The following is a 21,051-nucleotide window of genomic DNA, read 5'->3' as shown; positions in this document are numbered from 1 at the left end:
CGGTCACGGCCGCACCCCCGCGGCGGCGAGCAGCTCCTCCGCCTCGTCGCGGGCCTGACCGATCGGGTCGGGAAAGATGCCCAGGCCGTGGGCGACCAGGGCCCCTTCATGAAGGAGCATCAGCGTCCGGCCCAGCCGGCCGGCCCGGCCGGGGGCGGCGGCCCCGACCAGATCGGCGAACAGCGCGAGCATCCACTCCTTCTGCGCGGTGATGATCGCGTACGCCGGGTGGGACGGATCGCTGATCTCCGCATGGGCGTTGACCATGCTGCACCCCTTGCGGCTGTGCTGCGCCGACCAGGCGCGGGAGGCGTCGAAGACGGCCAGGACCCCCGCGGCGGGCGACGGCCGGGCGGCGTCGAGATACGGCGTGAGAAAAGCCCGCCAGCGTTCATCACGGTCCGCGAGGTACTCCACGACGATCTGCTCCTTGGAGCCGAACCGGTCGTAGAGGGTCTTCTTCGTCACCCCGGCCTCGGCGGCGATCAGATCCACCCCGACGGCATGGATCCCGCGCTCGTAGAACAGCCGCCCGGCGGCCTCCAGGGCCCGCCGCGCGGCAGGCGTCATCGTGATCCGGGGCGTTTTCTGCGAGGTACCCATGCAAAAAGTATACCGATCTGTATAGTGAAAGGAGAGGTATACAGATCGGTCTACTGACGGAGGCGACAGCATGCATCTCCTGCTCTCGGCCGCCTTTGTGCTCTGCTGGAGCTCGGGGTTCATCGGGGCCAAGCTCGGCGCGGACAGCGCGCCCGCCAGCACGCTCCTCATGTGGCGGTTCCTGCCGCTCGCCGCCGTCCTCGTGGTCGTGGCGGCCGCCTCCGCCCGCACCGCGTGGCGGGGCCTGACCGCACGGGACATGGCCCGGCAGGCCGTCATCGGCGCCCTGTCACAGAGCGGCTATCTGCTCAGCGTCTACTCCGCGATCCAGCTCGGGGTCTCCAGCGGCACCACGGCCCTGATCGACGGCACCCAGCCGCTGGTGGCAGGGGCGCTCGCCGGACCACTGCTGCGCCAGTACGTCTCCCGCCGGCAGTGGCTCGGTCTGTGTCTGGGCGTGGGCGGCGTCGTCCTGGTCACCACGGCCGACGCGGCGGCCGGCCCGGGGGTGGCCGGGTGGGCCTATCTCGTCCCGTTCCTCGGCATGTCCTCGCTGGTGGCGGCCACGTTCCTGGAAGGCCGCTCGCGCACCCGGGTCGCCCCGTCGGTGTCGATGACGATCCACTGCACCACCAGCGCCGTCCTGTTCACCGCCCTCGCCGCGGGCACCGGCTCCCTGCAACCGCCCGCCTCGCTCTCGTTCTGGGCTGCGGTCGGCTGGCTGGTGGTGCTGTCCACCTTCGGCGGGTACGGGCTGTACTGGCTGATCCTCCGGCGCCGGGGCGTCACCGAGGTGAACACCCTGATGTTCCTGATGGCACCGGTCACGGCGCTGTGGGGAGCCGCCATGTTCGGCGAGCCCTTCGGCCCGCAGACCGCCGCGGGGCTGGCCCTCGGACTGGCGGCGGTCGTCCTCGTGCACCGCGGCGCGGCGCCTCCGGCCGGGGCGGACACCACCGGGAGCCCGCCCCCATGTGCACGAGGCCGCACCAGCGGACATCCGCTCGTACGGCCTCGTGACGGGGACAGGCGCCTGAGGGGGGTGGGGCGCCCGGGGCGGTAACCCGCCCGGAAAGAACAGGGGTTGGACGGACCCGGGCCCTGAAGGACCCGGGAGAACACGGTCCCTAAAGAACCAGGGAGAGCAGCAGCACGCACCCGATCCCGACGACCGAGATCAGCGTCTCCATCACCGACCAGGTCTTCAGCGTCTGGCCGACGTTCATCCCGAAGTACTCCTTGACCAGCCAGAATCCGGCGTCGTTGACATGGCTGAAGAACAGCGACCCACAGCCGATGGCCAGCACCAGCAGCGCGGCATGGGTGGTGCTCATCTCCGCGGCGAGCGGGGCGACCAGCCCGGCGGCGGAGATGGTGGCCACCGTCGCGGAGCCGGTCGCGAGCCGGATGGCGACCGCGATCAGCCAGGCGAGCAGCAGCGCGGAGATGTTCCAGCCCTTGGAGACGTCCAGGATCATCTGGCCGACGCCGGCGTCCACCAGCGTCTGCTTGAAGCCGCCGCCCGCACCGACGATCAGCACCACACCGGCGATCGGGGCGAGCGACTTCTCGACGGTGGTGGCGATCCGGCCGCGAGTGAAGCCCGCCGCCCGGCCCAGCGTGAACATCGCGACGAGGACGGCGGCGAGCAGCGCGATCAGCGGCGAGCCGACCACGTCGAAGACCCGCTGGACGGTGTGCTCCGGATTGTCGACGACGATGTCCACCAGCGCCTTGGCCAGCATCATCACCACCGGCAGCAGCACGGTGGCCACGGTGATCCCGAAGCCGGGCCGCTTCTCCAGGTCTTCGGTGGCGCGCTCGGGCACCATGTTCTCCGGCGGGCGGATGTCCACCCAGCGGGCCGCGTAACGGGAGAAGACCGGCCCGGCGATGATCGCGGTCGGGACGGCGACGACCACACCGAGCGCGAGGGTGACACCGAGGTTCGCACCGACGGCGTCGATCGCCACGAGCGGCCCGGGGTGCGGGGGGATCAGCCCGTGCATGACGGACAGTCCGGCCAGCGCCGGGATGCCGATGCGCATCAGCGAGAAGTTGCCGCGCTTGGCGACCAGCAGCACCACGGGGATCAGCAGCACGATGCCGACCTCGAAGAAGATCGGCAGCCCCACGATCCCGGCGATCAGCACCATCGCCCAGGGCATCGCCCTCCGGCTCGCCTTCGCCAGGATCGTGTCGACGATCTGGTCCGCACCGCCGGAGTCGGCGAGCAGCCGCCCGAGGACGGCGCCGAGCGCGATCAGCACGCCCGTACCCGCGACCGTGGTGCCCAGGCCCGCCGAGAAGCTGGTGATGACCTTGTCGAGCGGTGCGCCGGCCACCGCGCCGAGCACCAGCGAACCGATGATCAGCGACAGAAAGGCATGCAGCTTGAACTTGGTGATGAGCAGGACGATGACGGCTATGCCGGCCAGGACGGCGATGCCCAGCTGTGCGTGGCCGGCCGAGGTTATCGGCTCGGTCGCGTCCGCTGCGAGCATCTCGACGCTGAGATGAGTCACGGCGATTCCCTTGGTTGGACGGAGGGGGAAAGGGGGTGCTGCGGTACGGGTGTGGGGTGTGGGGGTACGGGGTCAGGCGCCCGGCGGGTCCATCGCGCGCAGTGCGGCCACCGCGCGCTCGGCGATCTCCTCCGGGGTGCCGGACACATCCACGGCGACACCGGCCTCGTCGGGACCGAGCGGTTCGAGCGTGGCGAACTGGGAGTCCAGCAGCGCGGTCGGCATGAAGTGGCCCTTGCGCTCGGCCATCCGCTCCTCGATCAGCGAGCGGTCACCGGTGAGGTGCAGGAAGACGATGCGGGGAGCGGCCGCCCGGAGCCGGTCGCGGTAGGCGCGCTTGAGCGCGGAGCTGCTGACCACACCGCCGCCGTGCCCGGCGCGCTCGTGCGCCCAGGCTCCTATGGCGTCCAGCCAGGGACCGCGGTCGTCGTCGTCCAGCGGGATGCCCGCCGACATCTTGGCGATGTTGGCCGGCGGATGGAAGTCGTCGCCCTCGGCGTACGGAACGCCCAGTCTGGCGGCCGCCATCGGGCCGATCGTGGTCTTGCCGGTGCCGGCCACGCCCATCACGACGATCACGTCGGGGGTGCTCATCCCGTGGTACCTCGCTGTCTTCATTGACCCCGTGCGGACCCCACTGAAACCCATTAGGTACGACGTATTCAAGAGTCTGTGATGCAAACGTCATACTTAATTGGCCGGAGTGCGGGAACGTAGGCTTGCCCCATGGAAAACGAGGGGAAGGGACTGCATGCTCGGGTGCTGGAGTCCCTCGGACCCGCGATCACCGCGGGCGACTACCCTCCGGGCACGATCCTGCGCACGGACGAGCTGGAGCAGCGCTTCGACGTCTCCCGCACGGTCATCCGCGAGGCGGTCCGGGTACTGGAGTCCATGCAGCTGGTCGCTTCCCGGCGCCGGGTGGGGGTGACCGTCCGGCCCACCGAGGAGTGGAACGTCTACGATCCGCGGGTGATCGGCTGGCGGCTGGCCGGCCGGGACCGCCCCCGGCAGTTGCGCTCGCTGACCGTACTGCGCTCCGCGATCGAACCGGTCGCCGCGGGTCTCGCCGCCCAGCACGCCACCCCCGCCCAGTGCGCCGAACTCACCGAACAGGCCATGGGGATGGTCGCCACCTCACGCGGCCAGCAGCTCGACGCCTATCTCGTCCACGACACGGCCTTCCACCGCGTCGTGCTGACCGCCTCCGGCAACGAGATGTTCGCCCGGCTCGGCGATGTGGTCGCCGCCGTCCTGACCGGCCGCACCCAGCACCATGTGATGTTCACCGACCCCGACCCGGCCGCGGTCACCCTCCATGTGCAGGTCGCCGAGGCGGTACGCACCGGCGACGCGGCACGGGCGGAGTCCCTGACCCGCGAGATCACGGCGGGCGCGATGGCCGAACTGGACGTGCTGGCACCGTAGTCGGCGGGACCTCCGCGCACCGTCAGGGCAACCGGCAACCGGCGCTCCGGCTCAGAACAGCGGCTGCTGCCCCGGGATCGGCGGCTCCTCCGGGTCGAACAGCTTCTCCGCGGGCGCCATCATCGGCGCGATCCGGCGCGACCCCGGGCAGGAGATCAGCTCCAGCACCGTCCGCCGGCCGGGCGGGTCATGACGGGCGAAGCGGCCGCCGACAACGGCGATCTCTCGGGTACAGACGGGGCACGCGCGGCGGGGTGACGACATGACACCAGTCTGACCCAGCTCGGCGGTCACCTACTCCCCTGCCCACTCAGAAAGCATCCGTGGGCACATACGTCCCCCAGACCTCCCGCAGCGCATCGCACACCTCGCCCACCGTCGCCCTCGCCCGCAAGGCATCGCGCATGGGGTGGAGGACATTGTCCGTGCCCTCGGCGGCCTTCCGCAGATCGCCGAGCGCGGCCGACACCGCACGGGCATTACGGCGTTCCCGGAGCACCGCCAGCCGTTCGATCTGCTGGGCCTCGATCGCGGGATCGACCCGCAGCGGCTCGTACGGCTCCTCCTCGTCCAGCTGGAAGCGGTTGACGCCGACCACGACCCGCTCACCGGCGTCCGTCTCCTGGGCGAGGCGGTAGGCGTTGCGCTCGATCTCCTCCTTCTGGAAGCCCTGCTCGATGGCGGCCACCGCACCGCCCATGTCCTCGACCCGCCGCATCAGCGCCACGGCCGCCTCCTCGGCCTCGTCCGTCATCGACTCGACGGCGTAGGAACCGGCGAACGGATCGACGGTGGCGGTCACGTCGGTCTCGTACGCGAGCACCTGCTGGGTACGCAGCGCCAGCCGGGCCGACTTGTCCGTGGGCAGGGCGATGGCCTCGTCGAAGGAATTGGTGTGCAGCGACTGGGTGCCGCCGAGCACGGCGGCGAGCCCCTGGAGGGTGACCCGTGCGAGGTTCACCTCCGGCTGCTGGGCGGTGAGCTGCACCCCCGCCGTCTGGGTGTGGAACCGCAGCATCAGCGACTTGGGGTTCTTCGCACCGAACTCCTCCCGCATCACCCGGGCCCAGATCCGTCGGGCGGCCCGGAACTTGGCAACCTCTTCGAGCAGCGTCGTCCGCGCGACGAAGAAGAAGGACAACCGCGGCGCGAAGTCGTCGACGTCCATTCCGGCGGCAACAGCGGTACGCACATAGGCGATGCCGTTGGCGAGCGTGAAGGCGATCTCCTGCGCGGGCGAGGCGCCCGCCTCCGCCATGTGGTAGCCGGAGATGGAGATGGTGTTCCACCGGGGGATCTCGGCCCGGCAGTACTGGAAGATGTCCGCGGTCAGCCGCAGCGACGGCTGCGGCGGGAAGATGTAGGTCCCCCGCGCGATGTACTCCTTGAGCACATCGTTCTGGACGGTCCCGTTCAGCTGACCGGCCGCCACTCCTTCCTCCTCCCCCACCAGTTGGTACAGGAGCAGCAGCAGCGCGGCGGGCGCGTTGATCGTCATCGACGTCGACACCCTGTCGAGCGGGATACCGCCGAACAGCACCCGCATGTCCTCGACGGAGTCGATGGCCACCCCGACCTTGCCGACCTCGCCCGAGGCGATCGGGGTGTCCGAGTCGTGGCCCATCTGCGTCGGCAGGTCGAAGGCGACCGACAGGCCCGTGGTGCCGTGCGCGATCAGCTGCCGGTAGCGGGCGTTGGACTCGCGCGCGGTGCCGAAGCCGGCGTACTGCCGCACCGTCCAGGGCCGCCCGGTGTACATCGACGGATACACCCCACGGGTGAAGGGGTAGCTGCCGGGCGCGCCGAGGCTGCGCTCCGGGTCCCAGCCCTCCAGCGCCTCCGGCCCGTACACAGGCTCGACGGGCAGACCGCTCTCGTTGTACCGCACATTGCCCGACTCGTACGCCATGGGTGTACGCCTCCCATTGGGTGACCGGTTAGTCCGGGTTTACGCCTTGCTGACAGCATGCCCGCAGGTTCGCCGCCCCGCAGCGCTGGGAAGAGTCACCGAGGGCCGGTCAGGCCGCCGAGATCCGGGGGTTGCGCATGCAGCGGAGCAGTGGAAGACGTACGGCGCCTGCGGTGGCCGCGGTGCTGGTGGTGGCCGCACTCGCGGTGGGCTGCCGCCCGGTGCAGGTCACCGGGACCGCCGTACCGGAGAGCAGGGGCATCCGCTACGCCCCCACCACTCCCGCTCCCCCGCCCCTCGGCCATCAGGCACCGCCCGCCCCGGCCAAGCACACCACCGCGCCGCGCCCCCACCGCACCGCCCACCACGCACCGCCGGCCTCCAAACCGCTCATGGCGGCCGGCTCACGCGGTGCGCAGGTCCGCGAACTCCAGGCGCGACTGGCCCAGCTGGGCCTTTTCGACCGCTCCCCGACGGGCTACTACGCGTCGGTGACCGCCGCCTCGGTCCGCGCCTTCCAGAAACGGCAGGGCCTGCCCCGTACGGGCGCCGTACAGCCCACGGCCTGGCGGGCACTGAAGTCCCAGACCCGCCGCCCGTCGCACCAGGAGCTCCACCCGCCCACGACGCGGCCGGCCGGCGTCCCGGACCCGCGCTGTATGCGGGGCAGGGTGATCTGCATCAGCAAGCGGAGCAACACCCTCACCTGGATGGTCGACGGCGAGATCGTCTCGGCGATGGATGTCCGCTTCGGCTCGCAGTACACCCCCACCCGCGAGGGCGCCTTCGCCCTCACCTTCAAGAGCCGCCACCACGTCTCGACGATCTACCACACGGCCATGCCGTACGCGATGTTCTTCAGCGGCGGCCAGGCCGTCCACTACTCCGCGGACTTCGCCGCCCGCGGCTACAGCGGCGCCTCCCACGGCTGCGTCAACGTCCGCGACAAGAGCAAGATCGCCGCCCTCTTCCACACCGTGAAGAGGGGAACCAAGGTGGTCGTCTACCACTAGCCAAAGCCCCGGCACGCCACCCGCACATCCCCAAGAGCCCAACCGCAGATGTCTGACCGAAGCGAAAATCGAGCAACCCCCACCCACGGATCCACATCCGCGAGAGCGGCGCCGGCTCAGGCGCAAAGAGGGGTGGCGCCGGCTCAGGCGCAAAGAAGGGGGCGCGGGCAGGGCCGGGGGAACGTGCCCCGCCCGCGCCAGATGCGCTGAGCCGTAGGTACGGGGGGAACCCCGGCTCGTCGCGCAGCCGATGACCAGTCGGCTCACTCATTACTGCGTCACGGCTTCAAAAAACGTCACACCGGGCCGTCAGCGGTTCCACTCGGCGTGGCATCTCCGGTATCCGGCGCGGTTGCCGAGGGGCCGGGGGCCGGGGTGGACGTGCCGGTGCCCGGGCTCGCGCCGGGTGGCCGGGGCGGGTGGCTTTCGTCGTCCTCGTCACCGCCCGAGCCGCCGCTGCCGCCGGATCCGCCGGTGCCGCCGCCGAAGCCGTCGTTGCTGCCCGAGCCGCCGCCGTTCTGGTACCGCGCCAGGTAGGCGCGGCAGAAGACGTGCACCTTCTCCGGCCCGCCGGCCTTGCGTTCGAGGCGCCGCAGCGTGTCGCGGTCCATGGCGTCCCGTTTGCCGGACTCGTAGTTCTGGCACAGGGCGAGCAGGAAGTTCTTCGTGTCCCCGCGGCCGGGGTCGGTCCCTTTGCCGTCGCTGCCGCCGGGCTTGTCGCTGCCGCGTCCCGTTCCGCCGCTCGGGGTGCCGCTGCCGGGGTTCTTACTGGCGCCGGGGCTGCTGCCGGGTGTGGGGCTCTCGGGGGGTTCGGAGCTCTTCCGGCCGGGGCCGGCGTCGGGGGTCTGCCCCGTGGTGCCGTCGGTCTGGGCGCCGGGCTCGCCGGTGCGGAACGGTCCGGGGGTCTCCACGGCGGAGACGCTGGAGGCAGGTGCGGGGTCGCCGCCCCGGAACGGGGTGGGCAGGACGCCGGTGCCGGCCGCGACGGCGACGCCGCCGATGGCGCAGGCGGCGAGGGCGACGGCGAAGCCGCGCCGGACGGGGCGGCCGAGCCGGGTGCGTTCGGCGAGGTCCGCGGTGTGTGCGGTGCGCACGCCCGGGAGCGGTGCGCCGGCGGTGCGGTTGCGGGCGCCGGAGCCGTGGCGGACGGCCTGGCGGAATGCGGCGACGGCCGCCTCTTCGCCGGGCAGCTCGACGGTTTCGGGCGCCCTGGCGGCGACCGCTGCGGCGGCTTCCAGGAGCTGTTCGAGTTCGTGTGCGCCGTCGCCGTGCCGGGCACTGACCTGTTCACCGCGCAGCAATCGCTCCGCGGTGTCCTTGTCGAGCCAGTCGTACCGGTCGTCGGCCATCACATGTCCCTCTGCGTCCGTGCGGCCGTTTCCGTCACACCTGGTACGTACGATTCCGCCACGCCGTCGCGACGTCTTCTGCCCTGTACGGGCACCCCGCTCACCGTTCCGCCACCTCCGTGCGGGCCCTGTACGGACGGCCCGGAGGGGGTTCTTCCACCCTGGCCGGCGCCGCCTTCGCCGCCGGCCTCACTGCTGTCCTGGCTCCTGTCCTGACTGCTGCCCGGCTCCTCGCCGATCAGCTCGGCGAGCCGCCGCAGCCCGCGGTGTGCGGCGGTGCGCACCGCGCCGGGCCTTTTGCCGAGTACCTGCGCGGCGTTCTTGGCATCGAGCCCGACCACCACCCGGAGCACCACGGCCTCGGCCTGGTCCTGCGGCAGCCGGGCTATCAGCCGCATGGTGCTGCCGGTGCCCAGGGCTTCGAGCGCCTCGCCCGCAGTGTCGGACGCACCGGGGGTGTCGGCCAGTTCGCTCTCGTCGCCGCCGATCGCCGGGCGGCGGCCGCGCATCCTGATGTGGTCGAGGGCGCGGTTGCGGGCGATACGGGCGGCCCAGCCGCGGAAGCGGTCGGCGTCGCCGCTGAAGCGTGCGAGGTCGCGGGTGATCTGGAGCCAGGCCTCGGAGGCGACATCCTCCACGTCCGGTTCGCTCACCAAGGTCCGTACATATCCCAACAACCGGGGATGTACGGCGCGGTAGACGGTACGGAACGCCGCCTCGTCACCGTCCTGTGCCGCCTGCACGGCCACCGTCAGCCGACGGTCGTCCGGCTGAATGTCGTCCCCTCGCACGGGTCCATCCTGTCGCACGCGGAATGTCCGCCGCCCGGTCCTTGCTGCATTGCTGCTTCACTCGGCCGCGCCTTCGGCCTCGCTTCCCCGTTCCCGGCGTCGTTGGGGCGGGCAGCGCCCCTCCGCACGGCCGGAGCCGGGCCGGCTACCGCGAGCCGCCGGCCGCGGACGGCCGGAAACCGCCGGTAACCCGGATGTTCCCGCAGACCGTATCCCGTGAGGGCAAACGATCCGAACCCGGGAGGGAGGCACCGCCCGATGTGGCGGAGCCGGAAGAAGGGGGGCGCCGAGCGGCCGACGCTCCGGCGAGGTGCCCGCACGGATCCATCTGGAACTCCCGGGAAGGATGGCTTTTCCCCGCCGCGGCAGGCGGCCTGAACAGTGCGCCGACCGGCGCGGATCCGCACGTTACGGGCCTGTCGGGGCCCCCGTCCAGAGCACGGGCCGTACGCCTGCCCGTACCCCGTGTGACGCTTTCGCGCCGTCTGGCGCTGTACCGGGTAGGGGGCCGTCACAGGCCCTTCGCGAACGACGGCCGGGGCCTCTCCTGTGGGGGGTGGCGGCCCCGGCCGTCCTCGTTCTCTCACCCGTTTCTTACCGGGTCCGGCTCCCGGGTCCCTCTCACACCCGGTTGGTCAGCGCCTTGAACTCCGTCCAGGACAGCGCGGGCGTCCTCGGGTCCCATGTCTTCTGCGCCAGCGCCGCCAACGGCAGCCGGATCCCGGCGGCCACCTGCGGTGCCGTCTGCGCCTGGGCCCGGTCGCACCAGATCGCGAAGCGCGCCCCGGGAATGCGGTCCGGTCCCGTCATGCTCGCGGGCACCGCCACCGGCTGGGTGCCGCGGATCACCCGCGGGGTCCAGCTCTGGTAGATCCGCTGGCCGGTCGGATAGACGAACTGGTTGGGCTCGCCGAGCACGTAGTAGAGGTACTCGTCGTTGAAGTTCATGACGTTGCGGCCCTCGCGCAGGAATTCCGCGGGGTCGCGCTTGCCGGCCTCCTTGCCGGTCCAGTAGTCGACCATCCGGTTCTTGTCCGCGGTCACGACCCCGCCGGCGAAGAATCCGTCGTTCCAGGCCTCGACCCGGTTCTTGCCCTTGGCCTCCACGGTCTTCTGCCGGTCGTTGAGCCAGCCGGTCGTCAGGTCCTCGATGGTGGCCCCGGACCCGTACTTCTGCCGCGCGGCCTTCGCGAGCTGCGGGTACTTGGTGGCGGGGGAGGACGACATCAGCGCCTGGTACTCGTCGCCGCCCAGATGCCAGTACGCCGGGGCGCCCTTGGGGTTGGTGAACAGCTCGCTGAATTCCTTCAGCAGCGAGTCGATCAGCGGGGCGGACTTGGGGTTGGAGATGTCGATCGCCCCGGGGATCACCCGGCCCTGGACGTTGCGCAGCTGTAGAGCGGGATAGTGGTCCAGCACGGCGCCGAGGTGGCCGGGCGAGTCCAGCTCCGGGACGACGGAGACGTGCAGGGTGCGCGCGAGCGCGATGATCTGGCGGACCTGGGCCTTGGTCAGATGGTCGGTGGAGACGATCTCGGGGTGGGTGTCGCTCTGGATGCGGAAACCCTGATCGTCGGAGAAGTGCAGCTGGAACTGGTTGAGCTTGAGGTCGGCGATCTCCCTCAGCCGGGCCTCGATCCAGTTCTGGGTGAACGGCTTGCGGGCGTTGTCCAGCGACATTCCGCGCTGCGGGCGGTCGGGCCGGTCCTGGATGGTGCCCTCGGGAAGTCCGCCGGCGGCGCGTACGGCCTGCTTGACGGTGCGGGTGCCGTAGAAGATTCCGGCGTCGGTGGGGGCCGTGAGAGTCAGCCTGGTGCCCTCGGCCGTGAGGGTGTAGGCCTCGTCGGCGGCGCTCCGGACGGGGACGTTGTTGTCGCTGTTGTCGCCCGTCAGCTTCACCTCGATGTCGCCGGGCCGTACGGTCTCGTCGCCGTAGACGATGCCGAGGCCGAGGTCGTTGGCCATCCGCTGGGCCTCGTCGGCGACATTGCTCTGCTCGCCGGCCGGTACGACCACCCGGGCCCCCTTGGACGGGCGCCAGCCGCGTCCTTCGGCCCGGCGGAAGTCGCGGACGGCGGGGATGACCTGCGGTGTTCCGGTCACCGGCGCCCATGTCGGGGTGGCGCCGGCCGAGGGGTTCACCTTGGCGCTGGTGCTCCCGGGCGGCTCGGTGTCCGCGGCGCCGGAGCAGCCGGCGAGCAGCAGGGCACCGGCGAGGGCCGCGGCCGGGAGCGCGGACCGGGCCGCCGGGCCCGTGCGCGGCCCCGGCCTCGCCAGGAGGCGCAGGGAGGCCGAGGGCCGCGGGGCGCGCGGCGGCCGCATCGGATTCGACATCGTGCAATCCTCACTTTCGGGGCGAAGGTATTGCCAGGTGTGCGGAGCCAGTCGTCCACCGAACGCACGAAAGCTCTCTCATCCGGGTGAAATTCGCGCATCCTTCGGACAGCGGACGACAAGCGTCGTTAGCGTGGCGGTTCCATTGGTCACCCCCTCCACAGGGCTCTCCTGGAGCCGCCGAATGCCACCGGGGTGGCGTGTGACACGCACCATCCCACCCGCCGCCGCTTCGTACGCGGCCCGGTTCCGGTCCGCTCCCCCCAGCTTCCTTCAGCCGCCCGTCCCGCACCCGTCGAATCGACCCATTCGCATCCGTCCGAGGAGCCCACGCTGTCCGGTGACACCCCGGCCGCCCGGCCGACGACGCTGCACCCTCCGCAGCCCCCGTGGTGCGGCATATCCGCCCGGGCCCTTGGCGGCGCCCTGCCCCACCCCCGTCGTGAGGGCATCGGGCTCGGCCGCTTCAACGCCCTCACCCGGGACGACACGCTGGCCTTGCTGCTGAGCTGCTGCGGCAGCCGCCGCTGGGCCGAGCGGGTGGCCGCGCACCGCCCGTACCCGGATCCGGAATCGCTGCTCGCCGCCGCCGACGAGGCCTGTTACGACCTCACGCCGGGCGAGCTGGACGAGGCGCTCGCCGAGGAGTCCCTCTCGCCGCAGCCGCTGGTCGGTGCCCGTGGGCCCGGCACGCTCGCCGCCCACACCGCACTGCGGGCCGCCCATGCCGAGTACGAGCGGCGCTTTCGCCACGTCTTCGTCATCTGCCTGGACGGTTACCGCGACGAGGAGCTGCTCGACCAGGTGCTGTCCGGCATCCGCACCCGGCTGGGCAACGAACCGGACGAGGAGCGGGCGGTCGCCGCGGAGGAACTCCGCCGGCTGGCCCGCGGCCGGCTGACGCGGCTGATGAGCTCCGGGCCGTAACGGATCGCCGGATCGCCGCTTATCACCGGTACTTCCGGTTCGTCCTTGTGTGATAGCCCGTTGGTGCCTGTTTGATCACACCTAAGGACCCCGGCGCAAGGAACCGACAGCACGTCGCTACGATGGCCAGGGCCGGTGGACCGTACCCGGCCGGGCCCGACCGACAGAGAAGCCGGCTGGCCCCAATCCCCGCTCCCGGAGGGTTTTTCCGTGCCGGCTGGAACGCTGTACCGCGGCCGGGAAGGCATGTGGTCCTGGGTGGCTCATCGAGTCACCGGCGTCCTCATCTTCTTCTTCCTGTTCGTACACGTCCTCGACACCGCTCTCGTACGCGTCTCCCCCGAGGCGTACGACAACGTCGTTGCGACTTACAAGACGCCGATCGTCAACGTGATGGAGTACGGCCTGGTGGCCGCCATCCTCTTCCACGCGCTCAACGGCCTTCGGGTCATCGCCGTGGACTTCTGGTCGAAGGGCCCGAAGTACCAGAAGCAGATGCTGTGGACCGTCGTCGGTGTCTGGGCCGTACTGATGGCCGGTGCCTTCTACCCCGTGCTGCAGCACACCCTGCGCACGCTGTTCGGGAGCTGACGCGAGATGTCTGCTGAAACCACCTCCGCAGGTGCCACCGCGGCGGGCGCGTCCGACGGCGTCTCGCTCTATGACGTGGACCACCCGGCCCCGGTCATCGAGGCGCCGCGCAAGCGCACGAAGAAGACCGGGCGCGCGTCCCGGGGCAACTTCGAGCTCCAGGCCTGGCTGTTCATGCGGCTGTCCGGCATCGTGCTGGTCGTCCTGGTCCTGGGCCACCTGCTGATCCAGCTCGTCCTGGACGGCGGCGTCTCCAAGATCGGCTTCGCGTTCGTGGCCGGCCGCTGGGCCTCGCCGTTCTGGCAGGTCTGGGACCTGCTGATGCTGTGGCTCGCCATGCTGCACGGCGCCAACGGCCTGCGCACGGTCATCAACGACTACGCGCAGCGGGACAACACCCGCTTCTGGCTGAAGATGCTGCTGTACACCGCGACGGTGTTCACCGTCCTTCTGGGCACGCTGGTGATCTTCACCTTCGACCCGAACATCTCCTAAGGCCGGGGCTGACTGGAACCATGAAGATCCACAAGTACGACACCGTCATCGTCGGCGCCGGTGGCGCGGGCATGCGTGCGGCCATCGAGTCGACCAAGCGCAGCCGCACCGCGGTCCTGACGAAGCTCTACCCGACCCGCTCCCACACCGGCGCCGCCCAGGGCGGTATGGCTGCCGCCCTCGCGAACGTCGAGGAGGACAACTGGGAGTGGCACACCTTCGACACGATCAAGGGCGGCGACTACCTGGTCGACCAGGACGCCGCCGAGATCCTGGCGAAGGAGGCCATCGACTCGGTCCTCGACCTCGAGAAGATGGGCCTGCCGTTCAACCGCACGCCGGACGGCACCATCGACCAGCGCCGCTTCGGCGGTCACTCCCGTAACCACGGTGAGGCCCCGGTCCGCCGGTCCTGCTACGCCTCGGACCGCACCGGCCACATGATCCTCCAGACGCTGTACCAGAACTGCGTCAAGGAGGGCGTGGAGTTCTTCAACGAGTTCTACGTGCTCGACCTGCTGCTCCAGGACGTCGACGGCGTCAAGAAGTCCGCGGGTGTCGTCGCGTACGAGCTGGCCACCGGCGAGATCCACGTCTTCCAGGCGAAGTCGATCATCTTCGCGTCCGGCGGCACCGGCAAGTTCTTCAAGGTGACCTCCAACGCGCACACCCTGACCGGTGACGGCCAGGCCGCGGCCTGGCGCCGTGGGCTGCCGCTGGAGGACATGGAGTTCTTCCAGTTCCACCCGACGGGCATCTGGCGCATGGGCATCCTCCTGACCGAGGGTGCGCGCGGCGAGGGCGGCATCCTTCGCAACAAGGACGGCGAGCGCTTCATGGAGAAGTACGCGCCCGTCATGAAGGACCTCGCGAGCCGTGACGTCGTCTCGCGCTCCATCTACACGGAGATCCGCGAGGGCCGCGGCTGCGGGCCGGAGGGCGACCACGTCTTCCTGGACCTGACGCACCTGCCGCCGGAGCAGCTGGACGCCAAGCTCCCGGACATCACCGAGTTCGCGCGTACCTACCTCGGTATCGAGCCCTACACGGACCCGATCCCGATCCAGCCGACCGCGCACTACGCCATGGGCGGCATCCCGACGAACGTCGAGGGCGAGGTCCTGGCGGACAACGCCACCGTCGTGCCGGGCCTGTACGCGGCCGGTGAGGTGGCCTGTGTCTCCGTGCACGGCGCCAACCGCCTGGGCACCAACTCGCTCCTGGACATCAATGTCTTCGGGCGCCGGGCCGGTATCGCCGCCGCCGAGTACTCCGCGGGCGCCGACTTCGTCGAGCTCCCCGAGAACCCGGCGCAGCAGGTCATCGACCAGGTCGAGCGGCTGCGCAACTCCACCGGCAGCGAGCGGGTCACCGAGATCCGCAGGGAGCTCCAGGAGTGCATGGACGCCAATGTGATGGTGTTCCGCACCGAGCAGACGATCAAGTCCGCGGTCGAGAAGATCGGCGAGCTGCGCGAGCGCTACCTGAACGTGTCCATCCAGGACAAGGGCAAGCGGTTCAACACCGACCTGCTGGAGGCCGTCGAGCTGGGCAACCTGCTCGACCTGGCCGAGGTCATGGCGGTGTCCGCGCTGGCCCGCAAGGAGTCCCGCGGCGGTCACTACCGCGAGGACTTCCCCAACCGCGACGACGTCAACTTCATGCGGCACACCATGGCGTACCGCGAGGTCGGCGCAGACGGCACCGAGTCGATCCGCCTCGACTACAAGCCGGTCGTACAGACCCGCTACCAGCCGATGGAGCGTAAGTACTGATGAGCACCCCGACTCTCGACAAGCACTCCGCGGCGCTGGACGCGGCCGAGGACGGCGCTTCGCACCTGATCACGGTCACCTTCCGGATCCGCCGGTTCAACCCGGAGATCTCGGAGGACGCAAGCTGGGAGGACTTCCAGCTGGAGATCGACCCCAAGGAGCGCGTCCTGGACGCCCTCCACAAGATCAAGTGGGAGCTGGACGGGTCGCTGACCTTCCGCCGTTCCTGCGCCCACGGCATCTGCGGCTCGGACGCCATGCGCATCAACGGCCGCAACCGCCTCGCCTGCAAGACGCTGATCAAGGACATAAACCCGGAGAAGCCGATCACGGTCGAGGCCATCAAGGGCCTGACCGTGCTGAAGGACCTTGTCGTCGACATGGAGCCCTTCTTCCAGGCGTACCGCGATGTGATGCCGTTCCTGATCACGACCGGCAACGAGCCGACCCGTGAGCGGCGCCAGTCCGCCGAGGACCGCGAGCGCTTCGACGACACCACCAAGTGCATCCTGTGCGCCGCCTGCACGTCCTCGTGCCCGGTGTTCTGGAACGACGGCCAGTACTTCGGCCCGGCGGCGATCGTCAACGCGCACCGCTTCATCTTCGACTCGCGCGACGAGGGCGGCGAGCAGCGGCTCGAGATCCTCAACGACAAGGACGGCGTCTGGCGCTGCCGGACGACCTTCAACTGCACGGACGCCTGCCCGCGCGGTATCGAGGTCACCAAGGCCATCCAGGAAGTCAAGCGGGCGCTGATCACCCGGCGCTTCTGACCGACCGCAGGCGCGCGCCGAGGGGCTCCCCCAGGGGAGACGCCCTAGGGCTAGCGCCTGGCGGCGGCCCGGGTTCCGGCCCGGCCGCCGAGCAGACCCGGCACGTCCCGCAGGGCCTCGCCTCCGAAATCCCGGAGGCGGGGCCCTTCGGCATGGGCGCCTTCCGTCTCCCGCGCCGCGTACACGAGCACCGGCGGTAGTGCTTCGTCCACCAGCGCCAGCGGATGGTCGCAGCAGAAGTACGAGGGGACGAAGACCAGACCCCGCCCCTGGAGGTGCAGCTCCCGCTCCACCGGATAGTCGACCTCCAGCACCGGCGGCCGCCAGCGCATCGGCCCCCCGAACGTCCGCAGCATCGCCTCCACCCCGGACTGCCCCTGCGCATGCTTGCGCAACTCCCGGTCCGCACCGACCCGTTGGGCGATCCGCGGCCAGGCCGGCGCCACCGCCAGGTGGTGGTACGTCCGCAGGCTGCGCGCGAGCTGCCGCAGTGCTGCCGGCTCCCCCTCGCCGATGCCGCGCGCCCATCCCGGCAGCGCCCGGTGCCCCGACAGCCGCGTCAGCTCGGTCCGCAGCCGCTGCCGCGGGGTGCTCATCACGGCCTCCAGACCGGACTCGATCCCGTACTGGGACGCGGACGGCGTGAGGAAGTCCGGGAAGTACCCGAAGGGCGGGACCAGCGCGAACAGCGTCCGCAGCGGCCCCGTCCCGTGCCGCACGGCGTGCTGCCGCCAGGCCGCCAGCGCCGGATCGGTCCGGTTCTCCCGCAGGCTGTGCAGGCTCAGCACCGTCTCCCAGAGCGGGTCGGCCCCGTCGGCCACTCGCGTACGCGCCAGATCCTGCGCGGTGAAGTGCACTCGTAGCACGTCGTCCCCCTGCTTCTGCGCCGCTCCCCTCACGGCGTGGACACGAGGATCTGTCCGACGGGCAGGTGGTGGCAAGCGGAACCGGCGGGTAGCATCCCGCCCTCCTTGCCGCGGACTCCCCCGCCTCCGTCGGGCCGACCGCGCGGCCCCTCCCGCCGGCGCCACGCCCCGCCCCGCACTCCCGCATGACCTGCACCTTCGGGCAGGAGGGGCGGGAAAGGCGGGAGGGGGAGCGGATGCCTCCGCTCCCCCTCCCGCTCCCCTCCGGTCTGCTGCCGCCCGACGGTCTGCCGACGCGCGGCGGTCTCTAGCGCTCGCCCTCAAGCACCTTGTCCAGGAAGACATCCAGATTCCGCACGGTGCGAGCGATCCGCTCCTCCAGCGGCAGCGTCTCCTCGTGCCGCCCGGCGAGCTGGGACTGCTTACGTCCCCGGACGTAGAGGGAGCAGGCGAGGTCGGCGCACAGATACGTCCCGACGGTGTTCCCCTGCCGTCCCGAGGGACCGGCGCGGCGTGCGGCGAGCAGGCTGACACCGGAACCCGGGTGCCCGGTCACACAGACCGAACACACCGTCGTCTTCGTGAAACTCCGTCGCACACCCTGCGGGACCCGCAGGGTCACGCCGATGAGCCCGTCGCCCCGGGGCGCGACCAGATAGCTGCGGTCCGGCGCCCCCGGATCACGCCATCCCAGGAAATCCAGGTCTCCCCACGGCAGTTCCGCCAGCCCCACGGGCAGATGGGCTCTGCTCGCCTCGCCCTTCGAGCAATTGACGAAGGAGGCACGTATCGCTTTTTCACCTACGGGGTCCATGGCCTGGGAAGTTAACAGCGCACCGGGGCCGCGTCTTCTGATTTTTCCCCTGCCGGAGGGCGCGGGACCGCTGTCCCGGCTCAGCCCCAGGCCTGGTTACCGGGGTTGTTGCGGCGGCGGACGGCGACCACGATGCCGATGATGATGCCGGCGACGAGGACTACGCCGAGCCCGATGCCGCCGTAGAGCATGATCGCGTCCTTGCCGCCCATGGGCGGGTTGGGGTCGGATCCCTTGTCGGCTCCGGGGAGCACGGTCTTCTGCGGCGCCTTGCCCTCGGGCATCGGCAGGGGGCCCTGCGCCGGGCCCGCCGCGATGTCGCGTCGGAGGGCGGGGCCGGGCTGGATGTAGCCGTAGCCGTAGTGGGCGTCCGGGAGCTTGAGGTGCTTGTCCTTCTCGGGCTGGGCCAGGCCGGCGGTCTTCACCAGGCGGTTGGCGATCTGGCCGGGGGTGAGGTCCGGGAACTTCTGCTTGAGGAGGGCGGCCGCCGCGGAGACATAGGCGGTGGCGGCCGAGCTGCCGTCCGCGGTGCGGTAGTCCGAGTCGCTCTTGCCCATGGCGACGGGGATCTTCACGCCGGGGGCGAGCAGGTCGAGGGTGGAGTTGGAGTTGTTGCCGTCGTCGGCCTCGCCGTACTGGTCGACCGATCCGACACCGATCGCGCCGGGGCAGGCGGCCGGGAAGTTCTTCTTGGGGAGGCCTTCGTTCCCGACGCCCGCCACCACGACCACGCCCTTTTCCACCGCGTAGTGGATGGCGGGGCAGGTGTCGGCGGAGGGGGTGGATTCGGTGTACGACATGTTGATGACGTCGGCGCCGTGGTCCACCGCGTAACGCGTCGCCGCCGCACCGTTCTTGTACTGCGGCACCGGCATGATCTTGGCGTCCGGCGCCAGTCCCTTGACGCCCTCGGAGCCGCCGGGCCCGTGTCCGTGGCCGGCAATGATCGCGGCCATTGCGGTGCCGTGGTCACGGATGTCCTCGTGCGGGGCGAGATCGCCGGAACCATCACCTGCCGACGTATTCGCGAAATTCGCGCCACCGGCGAACTGTCCGGTCAGATCTTGGTGCGTCTTGCGGAATCCGCTGTCGAGTACGGCGACCGTGACGCCCTTACCGGTGGCTTCCTTCCAGAGCTGCTGGGCCCCGAATGCCTCCAACGGCCACAGATCCTTGCGTACTTGATCTGCGGAGGCGGTCCCGCCCGCGGCCAGCAGCAGCGCTCCGGTCAGCGCGGCACCCACCGTCACGCGCAGTGTTCGGGTGACCCTCATCCTTCGCTCCTTCTTGCTGTGCTGTCCGGGCGGCATTGTTCCGCCTGAGGAAAAGCCCCGCACACCCGGGTGCGGGGCCATGCCTCAATTGGCCGCAGGCGACGTTATCGCCGGCTCACTCGATGACGCGAGGGGCCACATTACGTTGCGGGGTCCAGGTCTCCTCGTCCTCGACGAGGTAGTCGGGACGCTGCCCGGTGGTGCGCTCCTTCTCCCCCTGGCCCTTGCCCTTGGCGCCGGCCGCGCCCGCCATGCCTGCCTGGTTGCCGCCGCGGCTGCGGTGCAGTCCGGCGCCGCCCTGCTTGGCGCCACCCGCCGGGCCGCCCGGCTTGCCGGCCATCCCGCCGCGGGTACGTGCCTGCGGGCCGCCGCGGCCGGCCGCGCCCGCGGCGCCCGCCTTGCCACCGGCGCCGGCCCCGGCGCCCGGCATACCGCCACCGCGCATACCGCCGGCGCCGCCCCGGGCCCCGCCGGAACGCATGCCGCCCGGCATACCGATGACACCGACCGGGATCGCTCCGCCGGGGAAGCCGCCCGTGCCGCCGGACACCCCGTGACTGCCGCCCGGCATCCCGCCGTTGATGGCGCCGCCACCCGTCGGCGGGGCGAGGGTGCCGCCCTGCACGCTGTCGAGTCCGGTGGTCACCGGCAGTTCGGGCCGGGAGACCTTGGGGCCGTCGAAGCCCGGCGGGACGGCGTGGCCACCCGCGCCGTTGGGCGAGTTCGGCGTCGTCGACGACAGGTTCGGGTGGGTGCCGCCGACGTCAGGCATGTTCACCGGGGGCGGCGACGGGCTGGTGGACGGATGCTTGGGCCAGTCACCGCTGGGCCCGCCGGGGTCGACGCCCTCCTTGAGGACCTTGGCCTGGCCGTCGTAGTGGTGGGCCAGTTCGTCCATCACGATGACCGCCTCGACCTGGCGCTCCTTGGTCAGGGACAGACTGTCGCGGTTGAGCTCCAGCGCCATACGGGCGTCCATCTTCGGGTTCGCCATGTCCCGCTTGAACTGGCTGTCGTCGCCGCTCTCGTCCGTCGCCCGGTCCACGACGCCCGGGTTCTTGATCTTCGACATGGTCTTCTTGGCCTCGCGAAGACTGTGGGCGACGCCGGCCTCCGGGCCCGATGCGCGGCTGCCGATCAGCACCCGTTCGACGACCCGGGCGTGCCCGTACGTCCTGTCGATCTTGTCCAGAACCTTGACGGCCTCCCTGCGGAACGCCGCGGCGGCCGAACCCTCCCAGTGCGCCGTCGCGTGGTCCACGGCGTCCATGAAGGACTTACGTATGCCGCCGCGGCCGTCCTCGCCCGCGAGCCGGTCGGCAGAGGCACGCCAGTGGTGACCGGATGTCTCTATCCCCTCGGGATGGGCATTCTCGATCATCGCCCGGAGGTCATCGAGGCCGTGGTGATGGAAGTCCGAAGGAGAGGCGGGGACAGGGCGGTGCCCCGTGAACGACTTGAGCCGCTCATCCCGCTCCGCTGCCTGCTGCTGCCGCTCCATCGTCTTGGCGTTGTCGTATTCCTGCTTGGCGTCAACCATGCAGGCCCCCCTTCGTGTCCCTCGCCCGCACTCGCATGTACGTC

General features: G+C 70.7%; 20 protein-coding genes. 8 read left to right on the top strand and 12 right to left on the bottom strand.

Annotated elements, in window-relative coordinates:
• Positions 1-3: 3 nt before the first annotated feature.
• The gene (locus K7C20_RS23170) at positions 4-603 is read right to left on the bottom strand and encodes a TetR/AcrR family transcriptional regulator (RefSeq protein WP_053209445.1); all 600 of its coding nucleotides are present in this window, start codon (positions 601-603) and stop codon (positions 4-6) included.
• 70 nt (positions 604-673) lie between these two features.
• Here K7C20_RS23170 and K7C20_RS23165 point away from each other — a divergent pair, with 70 nt between their 5' ends.
• Entirely contained in the window at positions 674-1,666 is a 993-nt protein-coding gene (locus K7C20_RS23165) for a DMT family transporter (protein ID WP_053209446.1), read from the top strand.
• Positions 1,667-1,730: 64 nt separating this feature from the next.
• Here the strand turns inward: K7C20_RS23165 and K7C20_RS23160 are convergent, their stop codons facing one another.
• Together K7C20_RS23160 and K7C20_RS23155 are read right to left on the bottom strand one after the other, a co-directional pair.
• Positions 1,731-3,128 (bottom strand): GntT/GntP/DsdX family permease, encoded by a 1,398-nt coding sequence (locus tag K7C20_RS23160; protein WP_030087010.1) that lies wholly within the window; start codon positions 3,126-3,128, stop codon positions 1,731-1,733.
• Positions 3,129-3,200: 72 nt separating this feature from the next.
• Positions 3,201-3,722: a gluconokinase gene (locus K7C20_RS23155; RefSeq protein ID WP_030087007.1), complete on the bottom strand. Its 522-nt coding sequence runs from the start codon at positions 3,720-3,722 to the stop codon at positions 3,201-3,203.
• Positions 3,723-3,854: 132 nt separating this feature from the next.
• Between K7C20_RS23155 and K7C20_RS23150 the strand changes: the two genes are divergently transcribed.
• On the top strand, positions 3,855-4,556 hold the full coding sequence (locus tag K7C20_RS23150) for a FadR/GntR family transcriptional regulator (RefSeq protein WP_030087006.1): 702 nt from the start codon (positions 3,855-3,857) through the stop codon (positions 4,554-4,556).
• 51 nt (positions 4,557-4,607) lie between these two features.
• Here K7C20_RS23150 and K7C20_RS23145 read toward each other — a convergent pair whose 3' ends face one another.
• Positions 4,608-4,820, bottom strand: coding sequence for a hypothetical protein (locus K7C20_RS23145; RefSeq protein WP_030981280.1), 213 nt, complete (start codon positions 4,818-4,820; stop codon positions 4,608-4,610).
• A gap of 46 nt (positions 4,821-4,866) precedes the next feature.
• Positions 4,867-6,465 carry an acyl-CoA mutase large subunit family protein gene (locus tag K7C20_RS23140; protein WP_053209447.1) on the bottom strand — a complete coding sequence of 533 codons (1,599 nt, stop codon included), beginning with the start codon at positions 6,463-6,465 and terminating at the stop codon, positions 4,867-4,869.
• Positions 6,466-6,638: 173 nt separating this feature from the next.
• On the opposite strand from K7C20_RS23140, the gene K7C20_RS23135 reads away from it, so the two are divergent.
• Positions 6,639-7,478, top strand: a complete 840-nt coding sequence (locus K7C20_RS23135) for a L,D-transpeptidase family protein (protein WP_209443958.1) — start codon at positions 6,639-6,641, stop codon at positions 7,476-7,478.
• A 296-nt stretch (positions 7,479-7,774) separates the two neighbouring features.
• Here the strand turns inward: K7C20_RS23135 and K7C20_RS23130 are convergent, their stop codons facing one another.
• From K7C20_RS23130 to K7C20_RS23120, 3 genes are all read right to left on the bottom strand, one after another.
• On the bottom strand, positions 7,775-8,827 hold the full coding sequence (locus K7C20_RS23130; protein ID WP_053209449.1) for a hypothetical protein: 1,053 nt from the start codon (positions 8,825-8,827) through the stop codon (positions 7,775-7,777).
• Positions 8,827-9,618 carry an RNA polymerase sigma factor gene (locus tag K7C20_RS23125; protein WP_053209450.1) on the bottom strand — a complete coding sequence of 264 codons (792 nt, stop codon included), beginning with the start codon at positions 9,616-9,618 and terminating at the stop codon, positions 8,827-8,829. Before K7C20_RS23125 ends, K7C20_RS23130 begins: the two co-directional genes overlap by 1 nt.
• Before the next feature lie 621 nt (positions 9,619-10,239).
• Positions 10,240-11,952: a beta-N-acetylhexosaminidase gene (locus tag K7C20_RS23120; RefSeq protein ID WP_078953281.1), complete on the bottom strand. Its 1,713-nt coding sequence runs from the start codon at positions 11,950-11,952 to the stop codon at positions 10,240-10,242.
• Positions 11,953-12,147: 195 nt separating this feature from the next.
• On the opposite strand from K7C20_RS23120, the gene K7C20_RS23115 reads away from it, so the two are divergent.
• The 5 genes from K7C20_RS23115 to K7C20_RS23095 all read left to right on the top strand — a co-directional run bounded on the left by K7C20_RS23115 (position 12,148) and on the right by K7C20_RS23095 (position 16,513).
• Positions 12,148-12,879 carry a 2-oxo-4-hydroxy-4-carboxy-5-ureidoimidazoline decarboxylase gene (locus K7C20_RS23115; RefSeq protein ID WP_400843108.1) on the top strand — a complete coding sequence of 244 codons (732 nt, stop codon included), beginning with the start codon at positions 12,148-12,150 and terminating at the stop codon, positions 12,877-12,879.
• 210 nt (positions 12,880-13,089) lie between these two features.
• Entirely contained in the window at positions 13,090-13,470 is a 381-nt protein-coding gene (sdhC, locus tag K7C20_RS23110; protein WP_030086989.1) for a succinate dehydrogenase, cytochrome b556 subunit, read from the top strand.
• Positions 13,471-13,476: 6 nt separating this feature from the next.
• Complete coding sequence (locus tag K7C20_RS23105; RefSeq protein ID WP_030086987.1) at positions 13,477-13,965, top strand: succinate dehydrogenase hydrophobic membrane anchor subunit; 489 nt, start codon at positions 13,477-13,479, stop codon at positions 13,963-13,965.
• Positions 13,966-13,985: 20 nt separating this feature from the next.
• Complete coding sequence (gene sdhA / locus K7C20_RS23100; RefSeq protein ID WP_030086985.1) at positions 13,986-15,740, top strand: succinate dehydrogenase flavoprotein subunit; 1,755 nt, start codon at positions 13,986-13,988, stop codon at positions 15,738-15,740.
• A complete protein-coding gene (locus K7C20_RS23095) occupies positions 15,740-16,513 on the top strand; it encodes a succinate dehydrogenase iron-sulfur subunit (RefSeq protein ID WP_053209451.1) in 774 nt (257 codons plus the stop codon). Before sdhA ends, K7C20_RS23095 begins: the two co-directional genes overlap by 1 nt.
• Positions 16,514-16,563: 50 nt before the next feature.
• On the opposite strand, the gene K7C20_RS23090 is transcribed toward K7C20_RS23095, so the two are convergent.
• The 4 genes from K7C20_RS23090 to K7C20_RS23075 all read right to left on the bottom strand — a co-directional run bounded on the left by K7C20_RS23090 (position 16,564) and on the right by K7C20_RS23075 (position 21,007).
• Positions 16,564-17,379, bottom strand: a complete 816-nt coding sequence (locus K7C20_RS23090) for a hypothetical protein (RefSeq protein WP_245171317.1) — start codon at positions 17,377-17,379, stop codon at positions 16,564-16,566.
• Between the two features lie 307 nt (positions 17,380-17,686).
• Positions 17,687-18,193 carry an FBP domain-containing protein gene (locus tag K7C20_RS23085; protein WP_030086979.1) on the bottom strand — a complete coding sequence of 169 codons (507 nt, stop codon included), beginning with the start codon at positions 18,191-18,193 and terminating at the stop codon, positions 17,687-17,689.
• 80 nt (positions 18,194-18,273) lie between these two features.
• Positions 18,274-19,467, bottom strand: coding sequence for a S8 family serine peptidase (locus K7C20_RS23080; RefSeq protein ID WP_053209453.1), 1,194 nt, complete (start codon positions 19,465-19,467; stop codon positions 18,274-18,276).
• A 115-nt stretch (positions 19,468-19,582) separates the two neighbouring features.
• Entirely contained in the window at positions 19,583-21,007 is a 1,425-nt protein-coding gene (locus K7C20_RS23075; RefSeq protein WP_030086973.1) for a hypothetical protein, read from the bottom strand.
• Positions 21,008-21,051: the final 44 nt, after the last annotated feature.

The sequence above is a fragment of the Streptomyces decoyicus genome (assembly GCF_019880305.1).
Lineage (GTDB): Bacteria > Actinomycetota > Actinomycetes > Streptomycetales > Streptomycetaceae > Streptomyces > Streptomyces decoyicus.
This window is presented reverse-complemented; position numbering and strand designations above follow the sequence as displayed.

Bases quoted from the DNA above. Each gene is read 5' to 3' on its own strand.
- K7C20_RS23170 (WP_053209445.1), bottom strand. From the start codon at position 603: ATGGGTACCTCGCAGAAAACGCCCCGGATCACGATGACGCCTGCCGCG.
- K7C20_RS23085 (WP_030086979.1), bottom strand. From the start codon at position 18,193: ATGGACCCCGTAGGTGAAAAAGCGATACGTGCCTCCTTCGTCAATTGC.
- K7C20_RS23140 (WP_053209447.1), bottom strand. From the start codon at position 6,465: ATGGCGTACGAGTCGGGCAATGTGCGGTACAACGAGAGCGGTCTGCCC.
- K7C20_RS23075 (WP_030086973.1), bottom strand. From the start codon at position 21,007: ATGGTTGACGCCAAGCAGGAATACGACAACGCCAAGACGATGGAGCGG.
- K7C20_RS23095 (WP_053209451.1), top strand. From the start codon at position 15,740: ATGAGCACCCCGACTCTCGACAAGCACTCCGCGGCGCTGGACGCGGCC.
- K7C20_RS23165 (WP_053209446.1), top strand. From the start codon at position 674: ATGCATCTCCTGCTCTCGGCCGCCTTTGTGCTCTGCTGGAGCTCGGGG.
- sdhA (WP_030086985.1), top strand. From the start codon at position 13,986: ATGAAGATCCACAAGTACGACACCGTCATCGTCGGCGCCGGTGGCGCG.
- K7C20_RS23155 (WP_030087007.1), bottom strand. From the start codon at position 3,722: ATGAGCACCCCCGACGTGATCGTCGTGATGGGCGTGGCCGGCACCGGC.
- K7C20_RS23105 (WP_030086987.1), top strand. From the start codon at position 13,477: ATGTCTGCTGAAACCACCTCCGCAGGTGCCACCGCGGCGGGCGCGTCC.
- K7C20_RS23120 (WP_078953281.1), bottom strand. From the start codon at position 11,952: ATGTCGAATCCGATGCGGCCGCCGCGCGCCCCGCGGCCCTCGGCCTCC.
- K7C20_RS23130 (WP_053209449.1), bottom strand. From the start codon at position 8,827: ATGGCCGACGACCGGTACGACTGGCTCGACAAGGACACCGCGGAGCGA.
- K7C20_RS23080 (WP_053209453.1), bottom strand. From the start codon at position 19,467: ATGAGGGTCACCCGAACACTGCGCGTGACGGTGGGTGCCGCGCTGACC.
- K7C20_RS23150 (WP_030087006.1), top strand. From the start codon at position 3,855: ATGGAAAACGAGGGGAAGGGACTGCATGCTCGGGTGCTGGAGTCCCTC.
- K7C20_RS23145 (WP_030981280.1), bottom strand. From the start codon at position 4,820: ATGTCGTCACCCCGCCGCGCGTGCCCCGTCTGTACCCGAGAGATCGCC.